At 64.3% G+C, this 17,680-nt stretch carries 17 protein-coding genes; 11 read left to right on the top strand and 6 right to left on the bottom strand.

From position 1 onward, the window contains the following. Entirely contained in the window at positions 1–1,545 is a 1,545-nt protein-coding gene (locus tag ACOIX3_RS03095) for an acyl-CoA synthetase (RefSeq protein WP_420968346.1), read from the top strand. 202 nt (positions 1,546–1,747) lie between these two features. On the opposite strand, the gene ACOIX3_RS03090 is transcribed toward ACOIX3_RS03095, so the two are convergent. Beyond that, positions 1,748–2,254: a hypothetical protein gene (locus ACOIX3_RS03090; RefSeq protein ID WP_420968345.1), complete on the bottom strand. Its 507-nt coding sequence runs from the start codon at positions 2,252–2,254 to the stop codon at positions 1,748–1,750. A 104-nt stretch (positions 2,255–2,358) separates the two neighbouring features. On the opposite strand from ACOIX3_RS03090, the gene ACOIX3_RS03085 reads away from it, so the two are divergent. Together ACOIX3_RS03085 and ACOIX3_RS03080 are read left to right on the top strand one after the other, a co-directional pair. Further along, positions 2,359–3,504 (top strand): alpha/beta fold hydrolase, encoded by a 1,146-nt coding sequence (locus ACOIX3_RS03085; RefSeq protein WP_420971959.1) that lies wholly within the window; start codon positions 2,359–2,361, stop codon positions 3,502–3,504. Positions 3,505–3,716: 212 nt separating this feature from the next. Continuing rightward, positions 3,717–4,088 carry a hypothetical protein gene (locus ACOIX3_RS03080; RefSeq protein ID WP_194458035.1) on the top strand — a complete coding sequence of 124 codons (372 nt, stop codon included), beginning with the start codon at positions 3,717–3,719 and terminating at the stop codon, positions 4,086–4,088. Positions 4,089–4,165: 77 nt separating this feature from the next. Here the strand turns inward: ACOIX3_RS03080 and ACOIX3_RS03075 are convergent, their stop codons facing one another. After that, positions 4,166–4,888 (bottom strand): hypothetical protein, encoded by a 723-nt coding sequence (locus ACOIX3_RS03075; RefSeq protein ID WP_420968344.1) that lies wholly within the window; start codon positions 4,886–4,888, stop codon positions 4,166–4,168. A gap of 166 nt (positions 4,889–5,054) precedes the next feature. Here ACOIX3_RS03075 and mbfA point away from each other — a divergent pair, with 166 nt between their 5' ends. From mbfA to ACOIX3_RS03055, 4 genes are all read left to right on the top strand, one after another. Next, positions 5,055–6,026 carry an iron exporter MbfA gene (gene mbfA, locus ACOIX3_RS03070; protein WP_420968343.1) on the top strand — a complete coding sequence of 324 codons (972 nt, stop codon included), beginning with the start codon at positions 5,055–5,057 and terminating at the stop codon, positions 6,024–6,026. A 20-nt stretch (positions 6,027–6,046) separates the two neighbouring features. Continuing rightward, complete coding sequence (locus ACOIX3_RS03065) at positions 6,047–6,913, top strand: hypothetical protein (RefSeq protein ID WP_420968342.1); 867 nt, start codon at positions 6,047–6,049, stop codon at positions 6,911–6,913. Positions 6,914–7,072: 159 nt separating this feature from the next. Then, positions 7,073–8,545, top strand: a complete 1,473-nt coding sequence (locus ACOIX3_RS03060) for an amidase (protein ID WP_420968341.1) — start codon at positions 7,073–7,075, stop codon at positions 8,543–8,545. A gap of 122 nt (positions 8,546–8,667) precedes the next feature. Beyond that, positions 8,668–9,021: a nuclear transport factor 2 family protein gene (locus ACOIX3_RS03055; RefSeq protein ID WP_420968340.1), complete on the top strand. Its 354-nt coding sequence runs from the start codon at positions 8,668–8,670 to the stop codon at positions 9,019–9,021. A gap of 148 nt (positions 9,022–9,169) precedes the next feature. Here the strand turns inward: ACOIX3_RS03055 and ACOIX3_RS03050 are convergent, their stop codons facing one another. Further along, positions 9,170–10,258, bottom strand: a complete 1,089-nt coding sequence (locus ACOIX3_RS03050; protein WP_092119616.1) for a Zn-dependent alcohol dehydrogenase — start codon at positions 10,256–10,258, stop codon at positions 9,170–9,172. Between the two features lie 54 nt (positions 10,259–10,312). Continuing rightward, on the bottom strand, positions 10,313–12,094 hold the full coding sequence (locus tag ACOIX3_RS03045) for an acyl-CoA dehydrogenase family protein (protein WP_420971958.1): 1,782 nt from the start codon (positions 12,092–12,094) through the stop codon (positions 10,313–10,315). 71 nt (positions 12,095–12,165) lie between these two features. Between ACOIX3_RS03045 and ACOIX3_RS03040 the strand changes: the two genes are divergently transcribed. Both ACOIX3_RS03040 and ACOIX3_RS03035 read left to right on the top strand, forming a co-directional pair. Then, entirely contained in the window at positions 12,166–12,867 is a 702-nt protein-coding gene (locus tag ACOIX3_RS03040) for an SDR family NAD(P)-dependent oxidoreductase (protein WP_420968339.1), read from the top strand. Between the two features lie 163 nt (positions 12,868–13,030). Continuing rightward, positions 13,031–13,861: an enoyl-CoA hydratase gene (locus ACOIX3_RS03035; RefSeq protein ID WP_420968338.1), complete on the top strand. Its 831-nt coding sequence runs from the start codon at positions 13,031–13,033 to the stop codon at positions 13,859–13,861. 314 nt (positions 13,862–14,175) lie between these two features. Here ACOIX3_RS03035 and ACOIX3_RS03030 read toward each other — a convergent pair whose 3' ends face one another. Beyond that, positions 14,176–14,799, bottom strand: a complete 624-nt coding sequence (locus ACOIX3_RS03030; RefSeq protein ID WP_420968337.1) for a GNAT family N-acetyltransferase — start codon at positions 14,797–14,799, stop codon at positions 14,176–14,178. Between the two features lie 69 nt (positions 14,800–14,868). Continuing rightward, a complete protein-coding gene (locus tag ACOIX3_RS03025; RefSeq protein ID WP_298373485.1) occupies positions 14,869–15,072 on the bottom strand; it encodes a DUF1127 domain-containing protein in 204 nt (67 codons plus the stop codon). 118 nt (positions 15,073–15,190) lie between these two features. On the opposite strand from ACOIX3_RS03025, the gene ACOIX3_RS03020 reads away from it, so the two are divergent. Next, the gene (locus tag ACOIX3_RS03020; protein WP_420968335.1) at positions 15,191–16,090 is read left to right on the top strand and encodes a transcriptional regulator GcvA; all 900 of its coding nucleotides are present in this window, start codon (positions 15,191–15,193) and stop codon (positions 16,088–16,090) included. 239 nt (positions 16,091–16,329) lie between these two features. Beyond that, on the top strand, positions 16,330–17,658 hold the full coding sequence (locus tag ACOIX3_RS03015; RefSeq protein ID WP_420968334.1) for an MFS transporter: 1,329 nt from the start codon (positions 16,330–16,332) through the stop codon (positions 17,656–17,658). The last annotated feature ends 22 nt before the right edge of the window (positions 17,659–17,680 follow it).

The raw sequence follows: 17,680 nt of genomic DNA, 5'->3' as shown, positions 1-17,680 counted from the left end.
ATGACCCATCCGTCCATCCACGCGCGCAACCATCCGAACAAGATCGCCTACCAGATGGCGGCATCCGGCAAGGCGATCACCTATCGCGAGCTCGACGAGCTCTCGAACCAGGGCGCGCATCTGTTCCGCTCGCTCGGCCTGAAGGCCGGCGACCACATCGCGCTCTTGATGGAAAACCGCCTCGCCTTCATGGAGATCTGCTGGGCCGCGCAGCGCTCGGGGCTTTATTACACCGCGATCAGCCGCTACCTGACCGAAGAGGAGATCGCCTACATCATCAAAGACTGCGGAGCGAAGGTGTTCATCACCACGCCGCAATGCGCCGACAAGGTGAAAGGCCTGATCAAGGGCGAGCCGGGCGAACCGCTGTTCTACATGATGGACGAGCCGGCACCAGGCTTCCGCTCCTACGACAAGGAGGCCGCCGCACAGCCGACCACGCCGGTTGCCGACGAGGTCGCCGGCTACGACATGCTGTATTCCTCCGGCACCACCGGCCGGCCCAAGGGCATCAAGAGGGAGTTCGAGGGCAACCGGATTGACGTGCCGAGCCCGTTCCTGCGCATTCTCACCGCCGACATGTGCGGCATGAATGCCGACAGCATCTATCTGTCGCCGGCGCCGCTCTATCACGCGGCTCCCTTGCGCTTCAACATGATGGCAACGGTGCTGGGCGGCACTTCCGTCATCATGGAGCATTTCGACGCCGAGGAATTTCTGAAGCAGGTCGAGAAGCACAAGGTGACGCAGTCGCAGCTGGTGCCGACCATGTTCGTGCGCATGCTCAAGCTGCCCGACGAGGTGCGCGCCCGCTACAAGGTCTCGTCGCTGAAGGGCGCGATCCACGCCGCGGCGCCCTGCCCGGTCGACGTCAAGGCGAAGATGATCGAATGGTGGGGACCGATCCTGATCGAGTATTACGCCGGCTCCGAAGGCAACGGCGTCACGGTCTCGACCTCGCAACAATGGCTGACCCATCGCGGCACGGTCGGCCGCGCCGTGGTCGGCAAGGTCAAGATCCTGGACGAGAACGACGAGGAGGCGCCGACCGGGCAGATCGGCCAGGTCTATTTCGCCGACGCGCCCGCGTTCACCTATCACAACGATCCCGAGAAGACGAAGAAGGCCTACAACGCCAAGGGCTGGTCGACGCTCGGCGACGTCGGTTACCTCGACGAAGAGGGCTTCCTCTATCTCACCGACCGCAAGAGCTACATGATCATCTCCGGCGGCGTGAACATCTATCCGCAGGAGACCGAGGACGTGCTGATCACGCATCCGGCGGTCTCCGACGTCGCGGTGTTCGGCGTGCCGAACGAGGAGATGGGCGAAGAGGTCAAGGCCGTGGTGCAGCCGCACGACATCGCCAGGGCCGGCAAGGAGCTCGAGGCCGAGCTGATCGCGTTCTGCCGCCAGCATCTGTCGCCGATCAAATGCCCGAAGAGCATCGACTTCGAGCAGGAGCTGCCGCGGACGCCGACCGGGAAACTGGTGAAGCGGCATCTGCGCGACAGGTACTGGCCGAAGGCTCCCGCCAAAGCGTAATTCCTCTTATCCTCCCCTGGAGGGGGAGGATCGGTTCGCATGAAATGCGAACCGAGGTGGGGTGAAAGTCCCTCGTATCGGTGACTTCCCGTGTTGAGAGATCACCCCACCCCGCCTCACATCTCGCTTCGCTCGCTGTGAGCCGACCCTCCCCCTCCAGGGGAGGGTGAAGGATGGACAACGCTTCTAGCGTTATCCAGCACTACAAATCCTCCGCCGGTCCGCATGCCACCGACGCCGCGGCACGCAGGTGCAGTTGGCCGTGCTTGCCTGATGCGGTGCTGGTCCACTGCGCATCGATCTGCTGAAAATCTTCCGACAGCTTGCCGCGATGGCTGCCGTCGGTCTCGAACGCTCCGTTGCCGTCGGGCGAGCGTTCGAAGATCTCGACCTCGAGATCGGACAACCGGATGAACATCTGCACGCCGATCCTGGTCACGTGACGGGCGACCTCATATGAACCGCAGCCTCGCGCTTCCGCGTTCTGCTCGTTCAAGGCCTGCACCTTGTCGAAGGTGATGACGACGTTCTGCACCGTGTTGTCGCCATCCCACAGGAATTCGCCGATATAGGCGCGCGGCAATTTTTCGGTGAGCTCCTTGATGTCGGCGGCACGGACCGCAGGCATCAGCACCAGGCCGGCGACTACGATCATCAGGCCGAGACGCGACATCCAGCCGGGCAGCTCTGCAATCCTCGCGTGGCGCATGCGGTATGCATCCCGTGGTCAAAGTTGCTATCGTGAATCAATGGCCGCCAGCATACAGCAAAATGCGCTGGTTCTGCGGCGATGCCCAACAGGTGATCTGCACGATGGAAACGCTCCCCGACGTCCCGCTCCCCGCCACCATCCGCTCGCGCTATGTCGACGGGATCAACGGCCTGCGGATGCATGTGCTGGAGGCGGGCTTCGAAGCAGCCGGCCGGCCTTGCCTGTTGCTGCTGCACGGCTTTCCGGAGCTGGCGTTTTCCTGGCGCAAGGTGATGCCGAAGCTCGCTGCGGCCGGCTATCACGTGATCGCGCCGGACCAGCGCGGCTATGGCCGCACCACCGGCTGGAGCGCGGATTATGACGGCGACCTCACATCATTCCGCCTGCCCAATCTGGTGCGCGATGCGCTCGGGCTGGTCGCGGCGTTCGGCTACACGCACGTCGATGCCGTGATCGGGCACGATTTCGGCTCGTCGGTCGCGGCATGGTGCGCGCTGATCCGCCCAGACGTATTCCGCGCCGTCGTCATGATGAGCGCGCCGTTCGGAGGAACGCCGTCGCTGCCGTTCAACACCGCAACTGAGCCCACGAAACCCGCGAGCGAGGACCCCGTGCATCGCGAGCTGGCGGCGCTGCCGCGCCCGCGCAAGCATTACCAATGGTACTATTCGACGCGTCCGGCCAATGCCGACATGCATCGCGCGCCGCAGGGCGTGCACGACTTCCTGCGCGCCTACTACCATCACAAGAGCGCGGACTGGAAAGACAACAAGCCGTATCCGCTGCAATCCTGGTCGGCGGGGGAGCTGGCCAAACTGCCGACCTACTATGTGATGGACCTCGCCAAGGACATGGCTGCGACGGTCGCCGAGGAGATGCCGTCGCGCGAGGCGATCGCCGCCAACACTTGGCTGCCGGACCGCGACCTCGCCTATTACAGCGCGGAGTATCAGCGCACGGGATTCCAGGGCGGGCTGCAATGGTATCGCTGCGGGACGTCAGGCGCGTTCACTCCGGAATTGCAGACCTGGAGCGGCCGCAGCATCGACCAACCATCCGCGTTCATCTCGGGCAAGCAGGATTGGGGCACCTATCAGCGGCCCGGCGTGTTCGAGACGATGCAGACCAGGGCCTGTACCAAAATGATCGGCTGCCATCTGGTCGACGGCGCCGGCCACTGGGTGCAGCAGGAGCAGCCGGACGAAGTGAGCCGGCTGCTGCTTCAGTTCCTCGCGCGTGCAAGCTAGAGCCACCTCGGTTCTGATCGAATCAGTCGCTCTAGATTCTTGTTCCGGCAGGTTTTCTTCGCGCGAGCCGGCATCCGTCCCGCGTCAGATGCGGGTGCCTGCCGCCACGATCCCGTCACGGGGCGTTAATGCGCGGTTCACGAAACATTGGGCAATGATTGGCGTTGCTAGAAACCGGCGCTCGGTCCGGCGACTTTTTGAGGAGAGCAAAGATGGATAGGAAAATCGCTGGACTTCTGGGGGCGGTGGCCGCGTTCGGCGCGGTCGGTGCCGCCGAAGCTGCGCCTGGGCCGAACCCGGCCGACGTTCTGCAGGCGAACTCATACGCGGACCTGCTGGAGCCGATCTCGAATGCCTCCGCAAAGCTGCAGGCGCTCGACGAGGCTGCGCCCGCTCCGGTCCGCGAGAACGTGCAGCTTGCACAGTACTACTACCACCACCATCACCACCACCATCATCATCACGGCTACTATCGCCGCGACTACTACGACCGCCCGGTCATCGTGGTGCCGCGCTATCGGCGCTACCACCATCACCATCATCACCACCATCATCATCACAGCTTCTACCGTCGCGATTACTGAGCGATGGCGACCGATCGGCGATACCACAACGGGGCCCGCGGGCCCCGTTGTTTTGTCAACTATGATGCGGCTCTCGCTCAATCGTTGCGCGCCTTCTCCTTGGCAGCGCGGTGCAGATGGCGATATGTGCCGTCGAACACCGTGTCCGATGACGACGTCCATTCCGTTCCGGCGGCCAGTTTGGGCCGATTGTTGTAGATGCGGCGCGCCTGCAATTCGCGTTCGGCGGCCTCCTCCTCGCCCATCTGCTCGAGCTGGAAGTTCGCTTCCTCGGGAATCACGATGATCTGGGCGAACGGCTCGTTCGGCCGGAAAATGTGAGTGCGCCCTTCCGCCGGCGCCTTGAACACCGTGAAGAACATCATCGGCCACCAATTGCGCACGAGCGCCGGAACGGCGATCGGCACGGTGTCGGAGCGATCGGTGTAGAAGCGCGGATGCGGTTCGGTACGGATCGCCATGCCTTTCTCGACCTTGAGATCGAGCAATATCTGATAGGTGTAGAACGCGTCGCCGAAATTCCGGAACGGCGGCCACTGCACGCCGCTGTCCGGCGGCTCACCCCAATCAGCGTCGAGTTGTAACCTTCCGTCCTTCGTGGTGACGTGCAGCTCGAAATCATAGGGATAGAACAGCTCGATCCCGTATTGCGCGCCTTCCGAGAACGGCACGCAATGCCAGACCTGCTCGCGCGAACCATCGCTGCGCGGCTCACGGTTGCCGGCCCAGCCAGGAATCTCGAGTTTCGTCCGCCGCGGCGCCAGGCGCGCGTCATTCAGCCGATATTTGACCGTGTCCATACAATCCCCCTCGTGAGCCACAGGAACTCGAACGGGCACGTTACGGCCCGGTTCCCTTCATCGTGATCACGAACAGGGCCATAGCGCGGCTTTGTGGATTGACCCCAGCACGGCCTACACATATTAGAATTATTCTAATTCTAAACTCCGTAAACAAGGCGTTGCCGTGAAGAATTTCGCCGATTTGACCGAGCGCGAGGTGCTGGCGGTCGCGATAGCCTCCGAAGAGGAGGACAGCCGCATCTACATGTCCTTCGCCGAGGATCTCACCGAGCGCTACCCAGACACCGCAAAGATCTTCGAGGAGATGGCGGAGGAAGAGCGCGGCCATCGCCACCGTCTGCTGGAAACCTACGAGCAGCGCTTCGGCGCGCACCTGCCACCGATCCGGCGCGAGGACGTCAAAGGCTTTCTGCGCCGGCGCCCGATCTGGCTGACCAAGAACCTGCCGCTCGACACCATCCGCAAGGAAGTCGAGACCATGGAGCTCGAGGCCGAGCGCTTCTATGCCCGGGCCGCCGAGAAGGCCGAGGATGTCGGCGTGCGCCGGCTGCTCGGCGATCTCGCCGAGGAGGAGAAGGGCCACGAGAAGCTCGCGGTCCGCCTGACCGGCGAGATCCTCAAGCCCGACGTGCGCGCGGAGGAAGACCGCACGCGGCGGCGGATGTTCGTGCTGCAATATGTGCAGCCCGGTCTCGCCGGACTGATGGACGGCTCGGTCTCGACACTGGCGCCGCTGTTCGCCGCCGCCTTCGCCACGCATCACAACTGGCAGACCTTTCTGGTCGGCCTCGCCGCCTCGATCGGCGCCGGCATCAGCATGGGCTTTGCCGAAGCGCTCTCCGACGACGGCTCGCTGACCGGGCGCGGCTCGCCCTGGCTGCGCGGCATCACCTGCGGATTGATGACGACGCTCGGCGGCCTCGGCCACACCATTCCCTATCTGGTGCCCGACGCCTGGCCGAACGCATTCTGGATCGCGACCGCGATCGCGGGAATCGTGGTGTTCTTCGAGTTGTGGGCGATCGCCTTCATCCGCTCGCGCTACATGGACACGCCGTTCCTGCAGGCGGTGTTCCAGATCGTGCTCGGCGGCGCGATCGTGCTCGCGGTCGGCATATTGATCGGCGCGGCGTAGGACGGAATCGAGCTACCCTGATGTGGCGTTTTCACAAGCAGCGAGTCCTGGCCGGCACAGCATTGACTTTGCTAGGCGCGCTTGGATGCAGCGGTCGCGCGCAAGCGACCGACGAGATCCAGGTCTACAATGCCGGCATCGCGGCGGTCGGCCAGCTCACCATCCAGCAGCATCTCAACTATGTCGGCATCGGCCAGAAGGATCCGCCCTTCCCCGGCGGCTTTCCCTCCAACGGCAGCCTCAACGGCACGCCGGAATTTGCCTATGGCATGACGGATTGGTGGGAGCTCGGGCTCTATCTGCCGTTCGCCGTGCAGGACCGGCAATTGCTGTCCGACGCCTTCAAGCTGCGCACGCTGTTTGTCTCGCCGAACGCCGACAAGCGCAATCTGTTCTACGGCATCAATTTCGAGCTGAGCTACCAGATGCCGAAATTCGCGCAGACCCGCTGGGGCCTGGAGATTCGGCCGATCATCGGCGTGCGCAACGCGGACTATGAATTCATCGTCAACCCGATCGTCGATGTCGGCTTCGGCAAATATGGCGAGGCGGATTTCGCCCCCGCCGCGCGCGTGGCGCGCAAGGTGAAGGACGATGTGTATGTCGGCCTCGAATACTACGCCGATTTCGGCAAGATCGGCGACTTCAGCCCGTCCGCCGAGCAGCAGCACACGCTGTTCGCGGTGACCGACTTCAAGGTGGGCGACGTCGACATCGACTTCGGCGTCGGCTACGGCCTGACGCGGGCATCCGACCGGCTCGTCGTCAAGACCATCATCGGATACGCCTTCCCGGTGCCCGGGACCAAGCAGAGCAGCGAGCGCGCCAGCGCGAGCGGCCCCATCAATCCAATGGCGCATCTGTCGGCGCGCAGCACGCCTTACTAGGCGCGCGCCGGCCTCCCCGGTATCAGGCAGAGCCCGATAATCACGATCGCGTCAGGCGATGTGTGACGTCGAGGTTGCGCGAGCGCAATTGCGATCAAGCCGGTCTTGCCCGCCCGCTCCATTCTGCGCATGATCGCCGCCAAAATCAGGGAGCACGCCGTGGCCAAATCGCAATACAGTTTCAAGACCGCCGTCGAACTGTCGAAAGCCCTGCACAACAAGCAGGTCTCCGCCGTCGAGCTCGCAGAAGACGCGATCGGCCGCATCGAGCGCCATGACGGCAAGGTCAACGCGGTCTGCGTGCGCGATTTCGAGCGCGGCCTCGCTGCGGCCCGCGCTGCCGATGCCGCGATCGCGCGCGGCGAGCACAAGCCGTTGCTCGGCATTCCCATGACGGTGAAGGAATCCTTCAACGTCGCCGGATTGCCGACCACCTGGGGCTTCCCGCCACAAAAGGATTTCGTGCCGTCGGAGGACGCGCTCTCGATCACCCGTGTGAAGGACGCCGGCGGCGTCATCCTCGGCAAGACCAACGTGCCGGTCGCCCTCGCCGACTGGCAGAGCTACAACGAGATCTACGGCACCACCAACAACCCTTACGACCTCGGCCGCACGCCGGGCGGCTCGTCCGGCGGATCGTCGGCGGCGCTCGCCGCAGGCTACGGCGCATTGTCGCTCGGCTCCGACATCGGCGGCTCGCTGCGCGTGCCGGGATTCCACTGCGGTATCTATGCGCACAAGCCGACCTTCGCGCTGCTGCCATCGCGCGGCCACACCCCGCCGCCGCTGCCGCCGCTGCCGTTCGATCGCGATCTTTCCGTGATCGGCCCGATGGCACGCGGCGCGGCCGACCTCGCCCTCGTGCTCGACGTGATGGCCGGCCCCGATCCGCTCGAAGCCGGCAAGGCCTACCGGCTGGACCTGCCGGCGGCGCGCCACAGCGTCTTGAAGGATTTCCGCATCCTCGTGATCGACAGCGATCCGGTGCTGCCGACCGACAAGGTGATCCGCGGAACCATCGACAAGCTGGCCAGCAATCTCGACAAGGCCGGCGCGAAGGTGTCTCGCTCGAGCCCGCTGCTGCCGGATTTCGCCGCGTCCTCGCGGCTTTACATGCGGATCCTGCTGTCGTTCCTCGCGGCGACCTTCCCGCCGGAGGTCTATGCCGGTGCCTGCGCGGCGGCAGCTGCGCTGCCGGCCAGCGACACCAGCCTGCAAGCCGAACGGCTGCGCGGCATCGCGCTCAGCCACCGCGACTGGGTGATTGCCGATGGCGGCCGCGCGCGGCTACGCGCCCAATGGCGCGAGCTGTTCAAATCGTTCGACGCCGTGATCTGCCCGATCATGCCGACGCCGGCCTATCCGCACGATCATTCGCCCGACCAGGAGCAGCGGCGAATTCTGATCGACGGCGAGCCGCACGTCTACACCGACCAGCTCGCCTGGCCCGGCATCGCGACCCTGCCCGGCCTGCCCTCCACCGCGATCCCGACCGGCTTTGCGCCCGACGGATTGCCGGTCGGCGTGCAGATCGTCGGCCCCATGCTGGAAGACCGCACGCCGCTGAAGCTCGCCGAGCTGATCGAGCGCGAGTTCGGCGGCTTCGTGCCGCCGAAGATGTTCGACGATTGAGTGAATTCCAGTCGTCATTGCGAGCGAAGCGAAGCAATCCATGTAGCAACGTGCGCGGAACGATGGATTGTTTCGTCGCTCCGCTCCTCGCAATGACGAGATGAGAAGCCGGGAGGGAACCAATGAACAACGACATCGAAGAGCTGACAAAACTCAACAAGGACTACGTCGATTCAGTTCAGAACTGCGACGTCAAGCGCTTCGACGAAATCCTGGCGCAGGACTTCTACTGCACCAATCCCGACAAGAGCCTGGTCGACCGCGCCGCCTTCCTGAAGCAGACGGCGATCCCGGTGAAGATCAAGGGACTGAAGGCCGAGGACGTCAAGATCCGCATCCTCGGTGATTTCGCCATCATCCACGCCCAGACCAGCTACACCGGCGCGGACGGTGAGCCCGCGCACGGCCGCTACACCGATTGCTGGGCGCGACAGAACGGCAAATGGCTCGCGGTGTCCGCGCACGTCGCGCGGTGAACGACTCAGGTGTCGTCCCGGCGCAGGCCGGGACTCATAACCACCGCCATTTGTGGCGAGTAAAGAAAGTCGTCCACCTTCGTGCCCAAAGCGGAGCCGCGGCGTATGGGTCCCGGCTCGCGCTTCGCTTGGCCGGGACGACGGGGCCTCAGCTATCGAACATGATCACGCTGCGCAGTGTCTTGCCGGCTTTCATGTTGGCAAAGCCCTCGTTGATCTCGCTGAGTTTCAGCTTGGCCGAGATCCAGTCCTCCAGATGCAGCTTGCCGCGCATGTAGAAGTCGACGAGGCGCGGCATGTCGACGCGGAAGTGGTTCGAACCCATTGACGAACCTTGAATGCGGCGCTCGCGCAAAAAGTCAAAACCGTGCAGCTCGATCTTCTGGCCGAACGGGATCATGCCGACGATGGTCGCGGTGCCGCCCGCCGCCAGCATGGCGAAGGCCTGCTCGGCGGTCTCCTTGCGGCCGAGCACCTCGAAGGAGTGATGCACGCCGCCGCCGGTGAGCTCACGCACCTGCTGCACCACGTCGCCGCGCGCGGGATCAACGATGTCGGTGGCCCCGAGCTTGGTCGCGAGTTGCAGTTTCGCCGGATTGGTGTCGATCGCGATGATACGGCCGGCACCGGCGATCTGCGCGCCGTTGATCGCGGCCATGCCGACGCCGCCGCAACCGATCACAGCCACGGTCTCGCCCGCGGTGACCTTCGCGGTGTTCACCACGGCGCCATAGCCGGTGATGACGCCGCAGCCGATCAGCGCGGCGAGATCGAGCGGCATCTCCTTCTTGATCTTCACGATCGCGTTCTCGTGCACCAGCATCTGCTCGGCGAACGACGACAGGTTGAGGAACTGGTTGAGCTTCTCCTTCCGGCCCCACGACAGGCGGTTGGAGGCGCCGGGCAGCATCTTCACCGTGGTGTCGGTGCACAGCACGGTGCGGCCGGTGGTGCAATTGTCGCAGGTGCCGCAGAACACCGACAGGCAGGTGACGACGTGATCGCCCGGCTTCACGTAATTGACGTCGGAGCCGACCTTCTCGACCACGCCGGCCGATTCATGGCCGAGCACCGCCGGTAGCGGATGTGGATAAAGCCCTTCCATGAAATGCAGGTCGGAATGGCAGAGGCCCGCGACCGCGGTGCGGATCAGGACTTCGCGCGGCCCCGGATTGGGTACGCTGACATCCTCGATCACCAGCGGCTGATTGACTTCATGCAGGACGGCGGCCTTCATCGGGATCTCCCTTGGCGTTTCTGTTTTGATTAGGCGTTAAGCTCGCGCGGCAGACTACGCTGCTGATAGCAATTCGCCAACCTCGGCCATGCCGACGGCGCGATCGCCGAGCAGGTACTCGGTCATCCTGCGCTGAACGGTATTTTCCGTAAGCCGGAACGGATCGCCCGGCGTCACGCGGTGATCGATCACCATCCGCGACAGCAGTAGCCGGCGCGCGTCGCCGCGCATCTCGTGGATACGTCCGCCCTCCCATGCCAGCGCCACGGCGCTCGCGACGTGATAGAGCAGGCTGGTGGCGCGCCGCGCATCGCCCTCATTGTCGATGCGGCCTGCCACCTCGCGCGCAAACCCGATCGCACGATCGCTGAGATCGCGCAGCCGGTTGCGCCAGGCTTGCGGCACGTTCGGGCTGTCATCGAGCCGCGCATGCAGATCGGCGGCGAGCGCATTGTCGGCGCCATGACGTCCGACCGCGCGCTTCAGCGCATCGATCGCGACGATGTTGCCGGTGCCCTCCCAGATCGAACCGAGATGCGCATCGCGCAGCAGCCGCGGCGTGACGAATTCCTCGATGTAGCCGATGCCGCCGCGCATCTCCATGGCATCGCCGCAGACCTTGCGGGCATCGCGGGTGGCGCGGAATTTCAGGGTCGGCGTCAGGATGCGGAGCAGCGCCGCGGCATCCTGGCTGCCGGCCTCGGCGCGATCGAGCGCGTCGGCGGTCAAAAAGCTCATCGACAGCGCCTGCTCGGTCGGCAGCATGATCTTCATCAACTGGCGCCGCGCCAGCGGCAGATCGATGATCCGTTGGCCGAACACCACGCGGCCCCGCGCGACCGTGATCGCATCGTGCCAGGCACGGCGCATCAGCGCGGTTGACTTCACTCCGTTGGAGAGCCGCGACGAGTTCACCATCTCGGCCATCTGCACGAAGCCGCGGTCGAGCTTGCCGACGGCGTACGCGATCGCACCGTCGAGCTTGATCTCGCCCGAGGCCATCGAGCGGGTGCCGAGCTTGTTCTTGAGGCGCACGATCCGGTAGTGGTTCTGCGAGCCGTCGTCGAGGAAACGCGGCATCAGGAACAGGCCGACGCCTTTGGTGCCCGGCCCCGCGCCTTCGGGGCGCGCCAGCAGCATCACCACCTTGGCATCGGCATTCGAGCAGAACCACTTCTCGCCATGGAGCCGCCAGTGGTCGCCCTCCTGCACGGCGCGCGTGGTCAGCGTGCCGACATCGGAGCCGCCTTCTTTTTCGGTCATGAACTGGCCGCCCTGCGTCAGCTTGCTCATGTCGGTCTGGGTCAGGCCGTCGAGATATTTCGCCTTCAACGTCTCGCTGCCGAAATTCGCCAACAGCTTAGCGCACCCGTCGGTGACGTTGATCGGGCAGCCCATGCCGAATTCGGCCTGGTTGAACAGGAAGGTGAAGGCGTGCTTGGCCACCACAGGATATTTGTCGGGCCAGCCCATGATGCCCTTGCGGATCGACAGCGCGTGAATGCCGAACTCGCCGAACGCGGCCTTCTCGATCTCGCGATAGGCCGGATGATATTCGATTGTTTGCACGTCGCGGCCGAACTTGTCGCGCTGGTGCAGCACCGGCGTATGCCGGTCGGCCAGCCGCGCGCATTCGTCGAGAGTGCCGCCGGCCAATCCGCCGAGCCGATCGAGATGCGGTTCGATATGGCGGAACAACGCCTCGGGCAGATGCAGTTTCAGAAGATCGGTCAACGCGGGATCGGCCCGGTAGAAGTTCATTCCCGTCGTATCGGGCGCCAACAGGCCCGGCTGGCCGGCGGACGACGTTTTCGGATCCTGCTTGTGCGGCTGCATTGAATTCCCGGCTGCGGTGCTCATTTGTTTGGGCACGACTATCCTCCTCCGGCCGAGCAAAGGAAAGCCCAATGGATATTCCGAAGTACAAGATCGCCCTGATCGTCGGCGCCGGCGAGGGCCTCAGCGCCTCGCTGACGCGGCTATTTTCGCGGGAGGGAATTCGCGTGGCGCTGGGCGCGCGCAGCATCGAGAAGCTCGGCGCGCTCTGCAACGAGACCGGCGCGCGCGCCTATGCATGCGACGCCACCAGGGCCGAAGACGTCGCGCGTCTGTTCGGCTTGGTCGAGCGCGAGATCGGAACACCCGACCTCGTGGTCTATAACGCCTCCGGCCGCTCGCGCGGACCCTTCGTCGAACTGGTCCCTTCCGAGGTCGAGCAGGCGATCGCGATCTCGGCGTTCGGCGGTTTCCTGGTGGCGCAGGAGGCGGCGAAGCGCATGCTGCCCAACAAGAAGGGTGCGATCCTGTTCACCGGCGCCTCCGCCAGCGTCAAGGGCTATGCGCAATCGGCGCCGTTCGCGATGGGCAAGTTCGCATTGCGCGGGCTGGCGCAGAGCATGGCGCGCGAATTGTCGCCGCAAGGCATCCATGTCGCGCATTTCGTGATCGACGGCGGCATCCGCAGCGCCGCGCGCGCCGAGCCCGCCGACCGCCCGGATTCGATGCTCGATCCCGACGCGATCGCGTTGAGCTACTGGAACGTGCTGCAGCAGCCGCGCAGCGCCTGGACCTGGGAGCTGGAATTGCGGCCCTGGGTTGAGAAGTTTTGAGATGACGGAGATCATGCAAGCGGCGTAACGTCGCCGACAACCATCCGCCGCATCCGTCATTGCGAGCGGAGCGAAGCAATCCATGCCACCACGAGCGGCGAAATGGATTGCTTCGGCGCTTCGCGCCTCGCAATGACGGCAACGATTGGCTTGGAGAGGAATCATGACCGCTGAAATCAAGATCGAGACCGGCACCGACGAACTGCTCTGCGTGATCCGCGACCGCGTCGCCGTCATCACGCTGAACCGGCCGGACGCCCGCAACTCGCTGTCGGACACGCTGACGCCGGCGCTGCGCACGATGATCCGGACCTGCGGCGAGAACCCCGAGGTCGGCGTGCTGCTCGTCACCGGCGCCGGCAAGGCGTTCTGCGCCGGCGGCAACGTCAAGGGCATGGGCGCCAATCGCGACCCGAAGAGGCTCGAAATGTCCTATGAGGACAAGGTCGCGGACCTGCAGGAGCGCCAGCGCCTGCTCACCGGTGCGCTCGCCTCGGTGCGCAAGCCGACCATTGCAGCACTTCCCGGCCCGGCGGTGGGCGCCGGCCTTGCGATCGCGATGGCCTGCGACCTCCGGATCGCGGCGCAATCCGCCTTCATATCGACCGGTTATCTGCGCGTGGCGCTGAGCGGCGACTACGGCATGGCCTGGCTGTTGACGCGCCTGGTCGGCACCTCGCGCGCCCGCGAGCTGATGTTCACGTCCGAGAAGGTCGATGCCGCAAGATGCGAGCAGATCGGCCTCGTCAACCGCGTGGTGCCGGACGAGACGCTGCAGGACGAGGCGTTCGCGCTGGCGAAGTCGATGGCCGAAGGCCCGACCCTGGCGCTCCGCTACATGAAGGACAATCTCGACGAGGCGCTGCAATTCGACTTCGCCACCGCGCGCGACCACGAGGCCGAGCGGCTGATCCGCCTGACCACAACGGCCGATCACAAGGAAGCGGTGCAGGCCTTCATCGAGAAGCGCAAGCCAGTGTTCCGGGGCAATTAGGCGTCCGCTTGCGCGCCGCGTCATTGCCGGGCTTGACCCGGCAATCCATCGCACGAAAACGCTTTCTGTGGATGGATGCGCGGGTCAAGCCCGCGCATGACGAGCAAGAATCGTGGCAAGAGCGCGTAGCCCGGATGGAGCGAAGCGAAATCCGGGACAAGTCTCGCTGCGGTAAGGGCTGCCCCGGATTGCGCTGAGCCTGTCATCGGGTGCGCCCTTCGCGCGACCCGTTGGCTTCATCCGCGCTACGGCGTGAGGGCTAGATCCAAAGAAAAGGGCCCGGTTCTGGAGGGGCCAGAACCGGGCCTAGTCAGTCAAACCGCAAGCGAGGACATCGTGGCCGAGCGGGAAGTGGCGGCAAGCCGCCAGCTGGCACAGGGAATGTCTTGTGGTTCGACGTAGATCTCTTTCGCAAAGCGCACCAGCTTCCAATCGCCGGGGCTCGCAGCGAAGGCATAGCCGGACTTGCGGGCGAGGCCGATCATCGTGGCGTTGGACCGCAGCGTGTCGCCGAAGATGCGCTCGGCTCCGAAAGACGCCGCGCGGCATTCGAGATTCTTCAGCAGCGCCTTGCCAATGCCGTGGCCCTGCCACCGGTCATCGATCGACAGGCCGAACTCAACGCTCGACGTATCGGCATGGAAGGCATAGCGGGCTTCGCCGACGATGGTCTCAAAACCATCGACCAGCATCGTCGCGACCACGGTGAACCGGTCAGCCTCGCCGACGTGAATAAAACGCTCGAGCTCCATCTTCGGCAGCTCGCTCAGCGCACCCAGGAAGCGGTTGTAACGGGACCCGGCGGAGAGCGAGCGGATGTAATTCTGCAGCTCTTCACGATCGCGCGGCTCGACGAAGCGCACCTTGATCTCGCTGCCGTTCTTGGCGCGCAGCACGTCAGAGTATTGCTTGAGATCGTCGAGATGCAGCGCAGTCATGACACGCTCCTCGGGTGAAGAATTAGCCGGCGCCCCTCGATCGAGGCGGCGCCAGCGATGGCGTCCTTCTCAGGCCCGCCAGAACGGCTTGTCGGTCTCGAAAACGATGTCGCTGCGGGACATGCCGATGTCGTGCAGGTCACGCTCGGTCCACTGCGACAGCTCGCGGCGGCGCTCGTAGCGATCCCACCAGACATGCAGCGTATCGCTGACCTGGTTCAGCAACCCAGGCGTATGATGATTTGTCATCGATTCATGGGTGAAAATGGACATCTGCGGCTCCTATCGGTAACCTGTTGGCGGTAATATCGGAGCTATTCGGCCTGTTCACAAACGACACTTTGTACCGCTTCGCATGAATTAAAGTCATGCATTTGGAGACCATTTTGACATGACCAGCCGCCTGCCTTCGTTGAACGGCCTGAGGGCGTTCGAGGCCGCCGCGCGGCACATGAGCTTCACGGTCGCAGCGTCCGAATTGAACGTGACGCAGACCGCGATCAGCCATCAGATCCGGCGCCTCGAGGAAGAGCTCGGCGTTCGTCTGTTCGTCCGTCAGAACCGCTCGTTGAGCCTGACGCCGGAGGCCGCCGAATACCTTCCCGGCGTCCGCGCCGCCTTCAATGACCTCAGGCTCGCGACCGACCGCCTGCTGCGCCGGGACGACGATCATGTGTTGACCGTCTCGACGCTGGCATCGCTCGCCGCCAAATGGCTGCTGCCGCGGCTGTCGGCGTTCCAGGAGGCGCATTCCGGCATCGATGTCCGCATCACCACCTCGACCAGCCTGGTCGACTTCCAGCGCGACAAGGTGGACGCGGCGATCCGCTATGGCCGCGGACAATGGGCGGGCCTGCGCGCGGACTGGCTGATGGCGGACGAGCTGTTTCCGGTGTGCAGCCCCTCGCTGCTCGGAGGAACCAGGCCGCTCAAATGCCCTGAAGACCTCAGGGACCATGTGCTGCTGCACACCAGCAACGCCAACAGCGACGACTGGCGGCTGTGGCTGACCGCGGCGGGCCTTGCGACCGACATTTCCAAGCAGCCGGGCGTGACCTTCGACCTGCTGTTCGTGACGATCCAGGCCGCGATCGACGGTATCGGCATCGCGATGGGCCGCACCTCCTATGTGCAGGACGACATCGCCAAGGGCCGCCTCGTGGTTCCCTTCAAGATCGCGCTGCCGGCCGACGCCGGCTTCTACCTGGTCACGCCGCAGGGACGCGCCGATTCACCGAAGCTCTCTGCATTCCGCTCCTGGCTCGGCGCCACGGCGCATACGACGCCTTGATGCGGCGCACGCCGCACGAGACCATTGTCCTGACGCGTTTTCTTCACGCGAACCGGTGTCCACTTCGCTCGAAAACGCTCTCATCAAATTCCACCTACGGCTTTTTTCCAATGGCGGCGGCGCGATTTCGGGTTGGTCGCGCCGGACAGCCGTGCCAAATTGCCGCATATGGCAGTTAACTGCCTTGGCCGGCGACACAATTTGCGCCGGCCGTTTTGTCACGGGGAGGAAAGGGCGCTATGTCGCAGTCGAGTTCATCGCAAGTCCCGCAGATCAAGTCGCGTCTCGGCGCCATCCTGCGCGCGACCAGCGGCAATTTCCTCGAGCAATTCGACTTCTTCCTGTTCGGCTTCTATGCGCAGGACATCGCGAAAGCATTCTTCCCCGCCCAGAATGAGACCGCGGCACTGCTCAATGCGTATGGCGTGTTCTGGCTCGGCGCGCTGATGCGTCCCGTGGGCGCGGTCGTGCTCGGCTCCTATATCGATCGCATCGGCCGCCGCCAGGGCCTGATCGTGACGCTCGCGCTCATGGCGCTCGGTACGGTGGTGATCGCGTTCTGCCCGTCCTACGCATCGATCGGCATTGCCGCAACGATCATCGTGCTGATTGGCCGGCTGATCCAGGGCTTCTCCGCCGGCGTCGAACTGGGCGGCGTCTCCGTTTATCTTTCCGAGATCGCAACACCCGGCAACCGCGGTTTCTACACCTCGTTTCAATCCTCCAGCCAGCAGGTCGCGATCTTCGTCGCAGCCGTGATCGGCTTCGTCCTGAGGGAGGCGATTCCAGGCGACACCTTCCTGGATGCGATCGGCGGCGGCGTCGCCAAATGGCGCATCCCGTTCTTCATCGGATGCCTCATCATTCCCGTGATCTTCATGTTGCGGCGTTCGCTCGAGGAAACGCCGGCCTTCCTGGCCATGAAGAAGCATCCGACGCCAAGCGAGGTGTTCGCCTCGGCGCTGGAGAACTGGCGCATCGTCATCCTGGGCATGATGATCGCGATTCTGACCACCACGACGTTCTATTTCATCACCGTGTATGCGCCCGGCTTCGGCAAGGAGCTGCACCTTTCGGCCTCCGGGACACTGCTGGTGACCCTGCTCGTTGCGGTGACGAATTTCATCTGGAATCCGGTCGGCGGCGCGCTGTCCGACCGGATCGGCCGCAAGCCGGTGCTGATCGCGATCGCGAGCTTGTCGTTCGTGACCGCCTACCCGGCGCTGTCGTGGCTCGCACATGAGCCCACGCTCGGAAAGCTGCTGGCCGTGCAGATGATGTTCTCGTTCTACTTCGGCGTCTACAGCGGCACGATGCTGGGATGCCTGGTCGAGATCGTGCCGGCGCATGTCCGCACCACCTGCTTCTCGATCGCGTTCGCGTTGGCGGCGGGCATATTCGGCACCTCGACTCCCTTCGTCGCGACCAAGCTGATCGCCATGACCGGGCAGGACAAGGCCTCGCCGGCCTACTGGCTGATGTTCGGCGCTGTTCTCGGCATCATCGCCGCGCTGATCGTCTATCGCGGCGGCCAGACCATCGAGCAGCGAGAGACGGTCGCGGCGTAATTGCCATATGCATTCGGGGCAG

Source organism: Bradyrhizobium sp. B120 (assembly GCF_049075665.1).
Taxonomy (GTDB): domain Bacteria; phylum Pseudomonadota; class Alphaproteobacteria; order Rhizobiales; family Xanthobacteraceae; genus Bradyrhizobium.
This window is presented reverse-complemented; position numbering and strand designations above follow the sequence as displayed.

What these genes read in the sequence shown, in the direction of transcription:
- ACOIX3_RS03095 (WP_420968346.1), top strand. Translation starts at nt 1, where the DNA reads ATGACCCATCCGTCCATCCACGCGCGCAACCATCCGAACAAGATCGCC.
- ACOIX3_RS03090 (WP_420968345.1), bottom strand. Translation starts at nt 2,254, where the DNA reads ATGCGCCACGCGAGGATTGCAGAGCTGCCCGGCTGGATGTCGCGTCTC.
- ACOIX3_RS03085 (WP_420971959.1), top strand. Translation starts at nt 2,359, where the DNA reads ATGGAAACGCTCCCCGACGTCCCGCTCCCCGCCACCATCCGCTCGCGC.
- ACOIX3_RS03080 (WP_194458035.1), top strand. Translation starts at nt 3,717, where the DNA reads ATGGATAGGAAAATCGCTGGACTTCTGGGGGCGGTGGCCGCGTTCGGC.
- ACOIX3_RS03075 (WP_420968344.1), bottom strand. Translation starts at nt 4,888, where the DNA reads ATGGACACGGTCAAATATCGGCTGAATGACGCGCGCCTGGCGCCGCGG.
- ACOIX3_RS03065 (WP_420968342.1), top strand. Translation starts at nt 6,047, where the DNA reads ATGTGGCGTTTTCACAAGCAGCGAGTCCTGGCCGGCACAGCATTGACT.
- ACOIX3_RS03055 (WP_420968340.1), top strand. Translation starts at nt 8,668, where the DNA reads ATGAACAACGACATCGAAGAGCTGACAAAACTCAACAAGGACTACGTC.
- ACOIX3_RS03050 (WP_092119616.1), bottom strand. Translation starts at nt 10,258, where the DNA reads ATGAAGGCCGCCGTCCTGCATGAAGTCAATCAGCCGCTGGTGATCGAG.
- ACOIX3_RS03045 (WP_420971958.1), bottom strand. Translation starts at nt 12,094, where the DNA reads ATGCAGCCGCACAAGCAGGATCCGAAAACGTCGTCCGCCGGCCAGCCG.
- ACOIX3_RS03040 (WP_420968339.1), top strand. Translation starts at nt 12,166, where the DNA reads ATGGATATTCCGAAGTACAAGATCGCCCTGATCGTCGGCGCCGGCGAG.
- ACOIX3_RS03035 (WP_420968338.1), top strand. Translation starts at nt 13,031, where the DNA reads ATGACCGCTGAAATCAAGATCGAGACCGGCACCGACGAACTGCTCTGC.
- ACOIX3_RS03030 (WP_420968337.1), bottom strand. Translation starts at nt 14,799, where the DNA reads ATGACTGCGCTGCATCTCGACGATCTCAAGCAATACTCTGACGTGCTG.
- ACOIX3_RS03025 (WP_298373485.1), bottom strand. Translation starts at nt 15,072, where the DNA reads ATGTCCATTTTCACCCATGAATCGATGACAAATCATCATACGCCTGGG.
- ACOIX3_RS03020 (WP_420968335.1), top strand. Translation starts at nt 15,191, where the DNA reads ATGACCAGCCGCCTGCCTTCGTTGAACGGCCTGAGGGCGTTCGAGGCC.
- ACOIX3_RS03015 (WP_420968334.1), top strand. Translation starts at nt 16,330, where the DNA reads ATGTCGCAGTCGAGTTCATCGCAAGTCCCGCAGATCAAGTCGCGTCTC.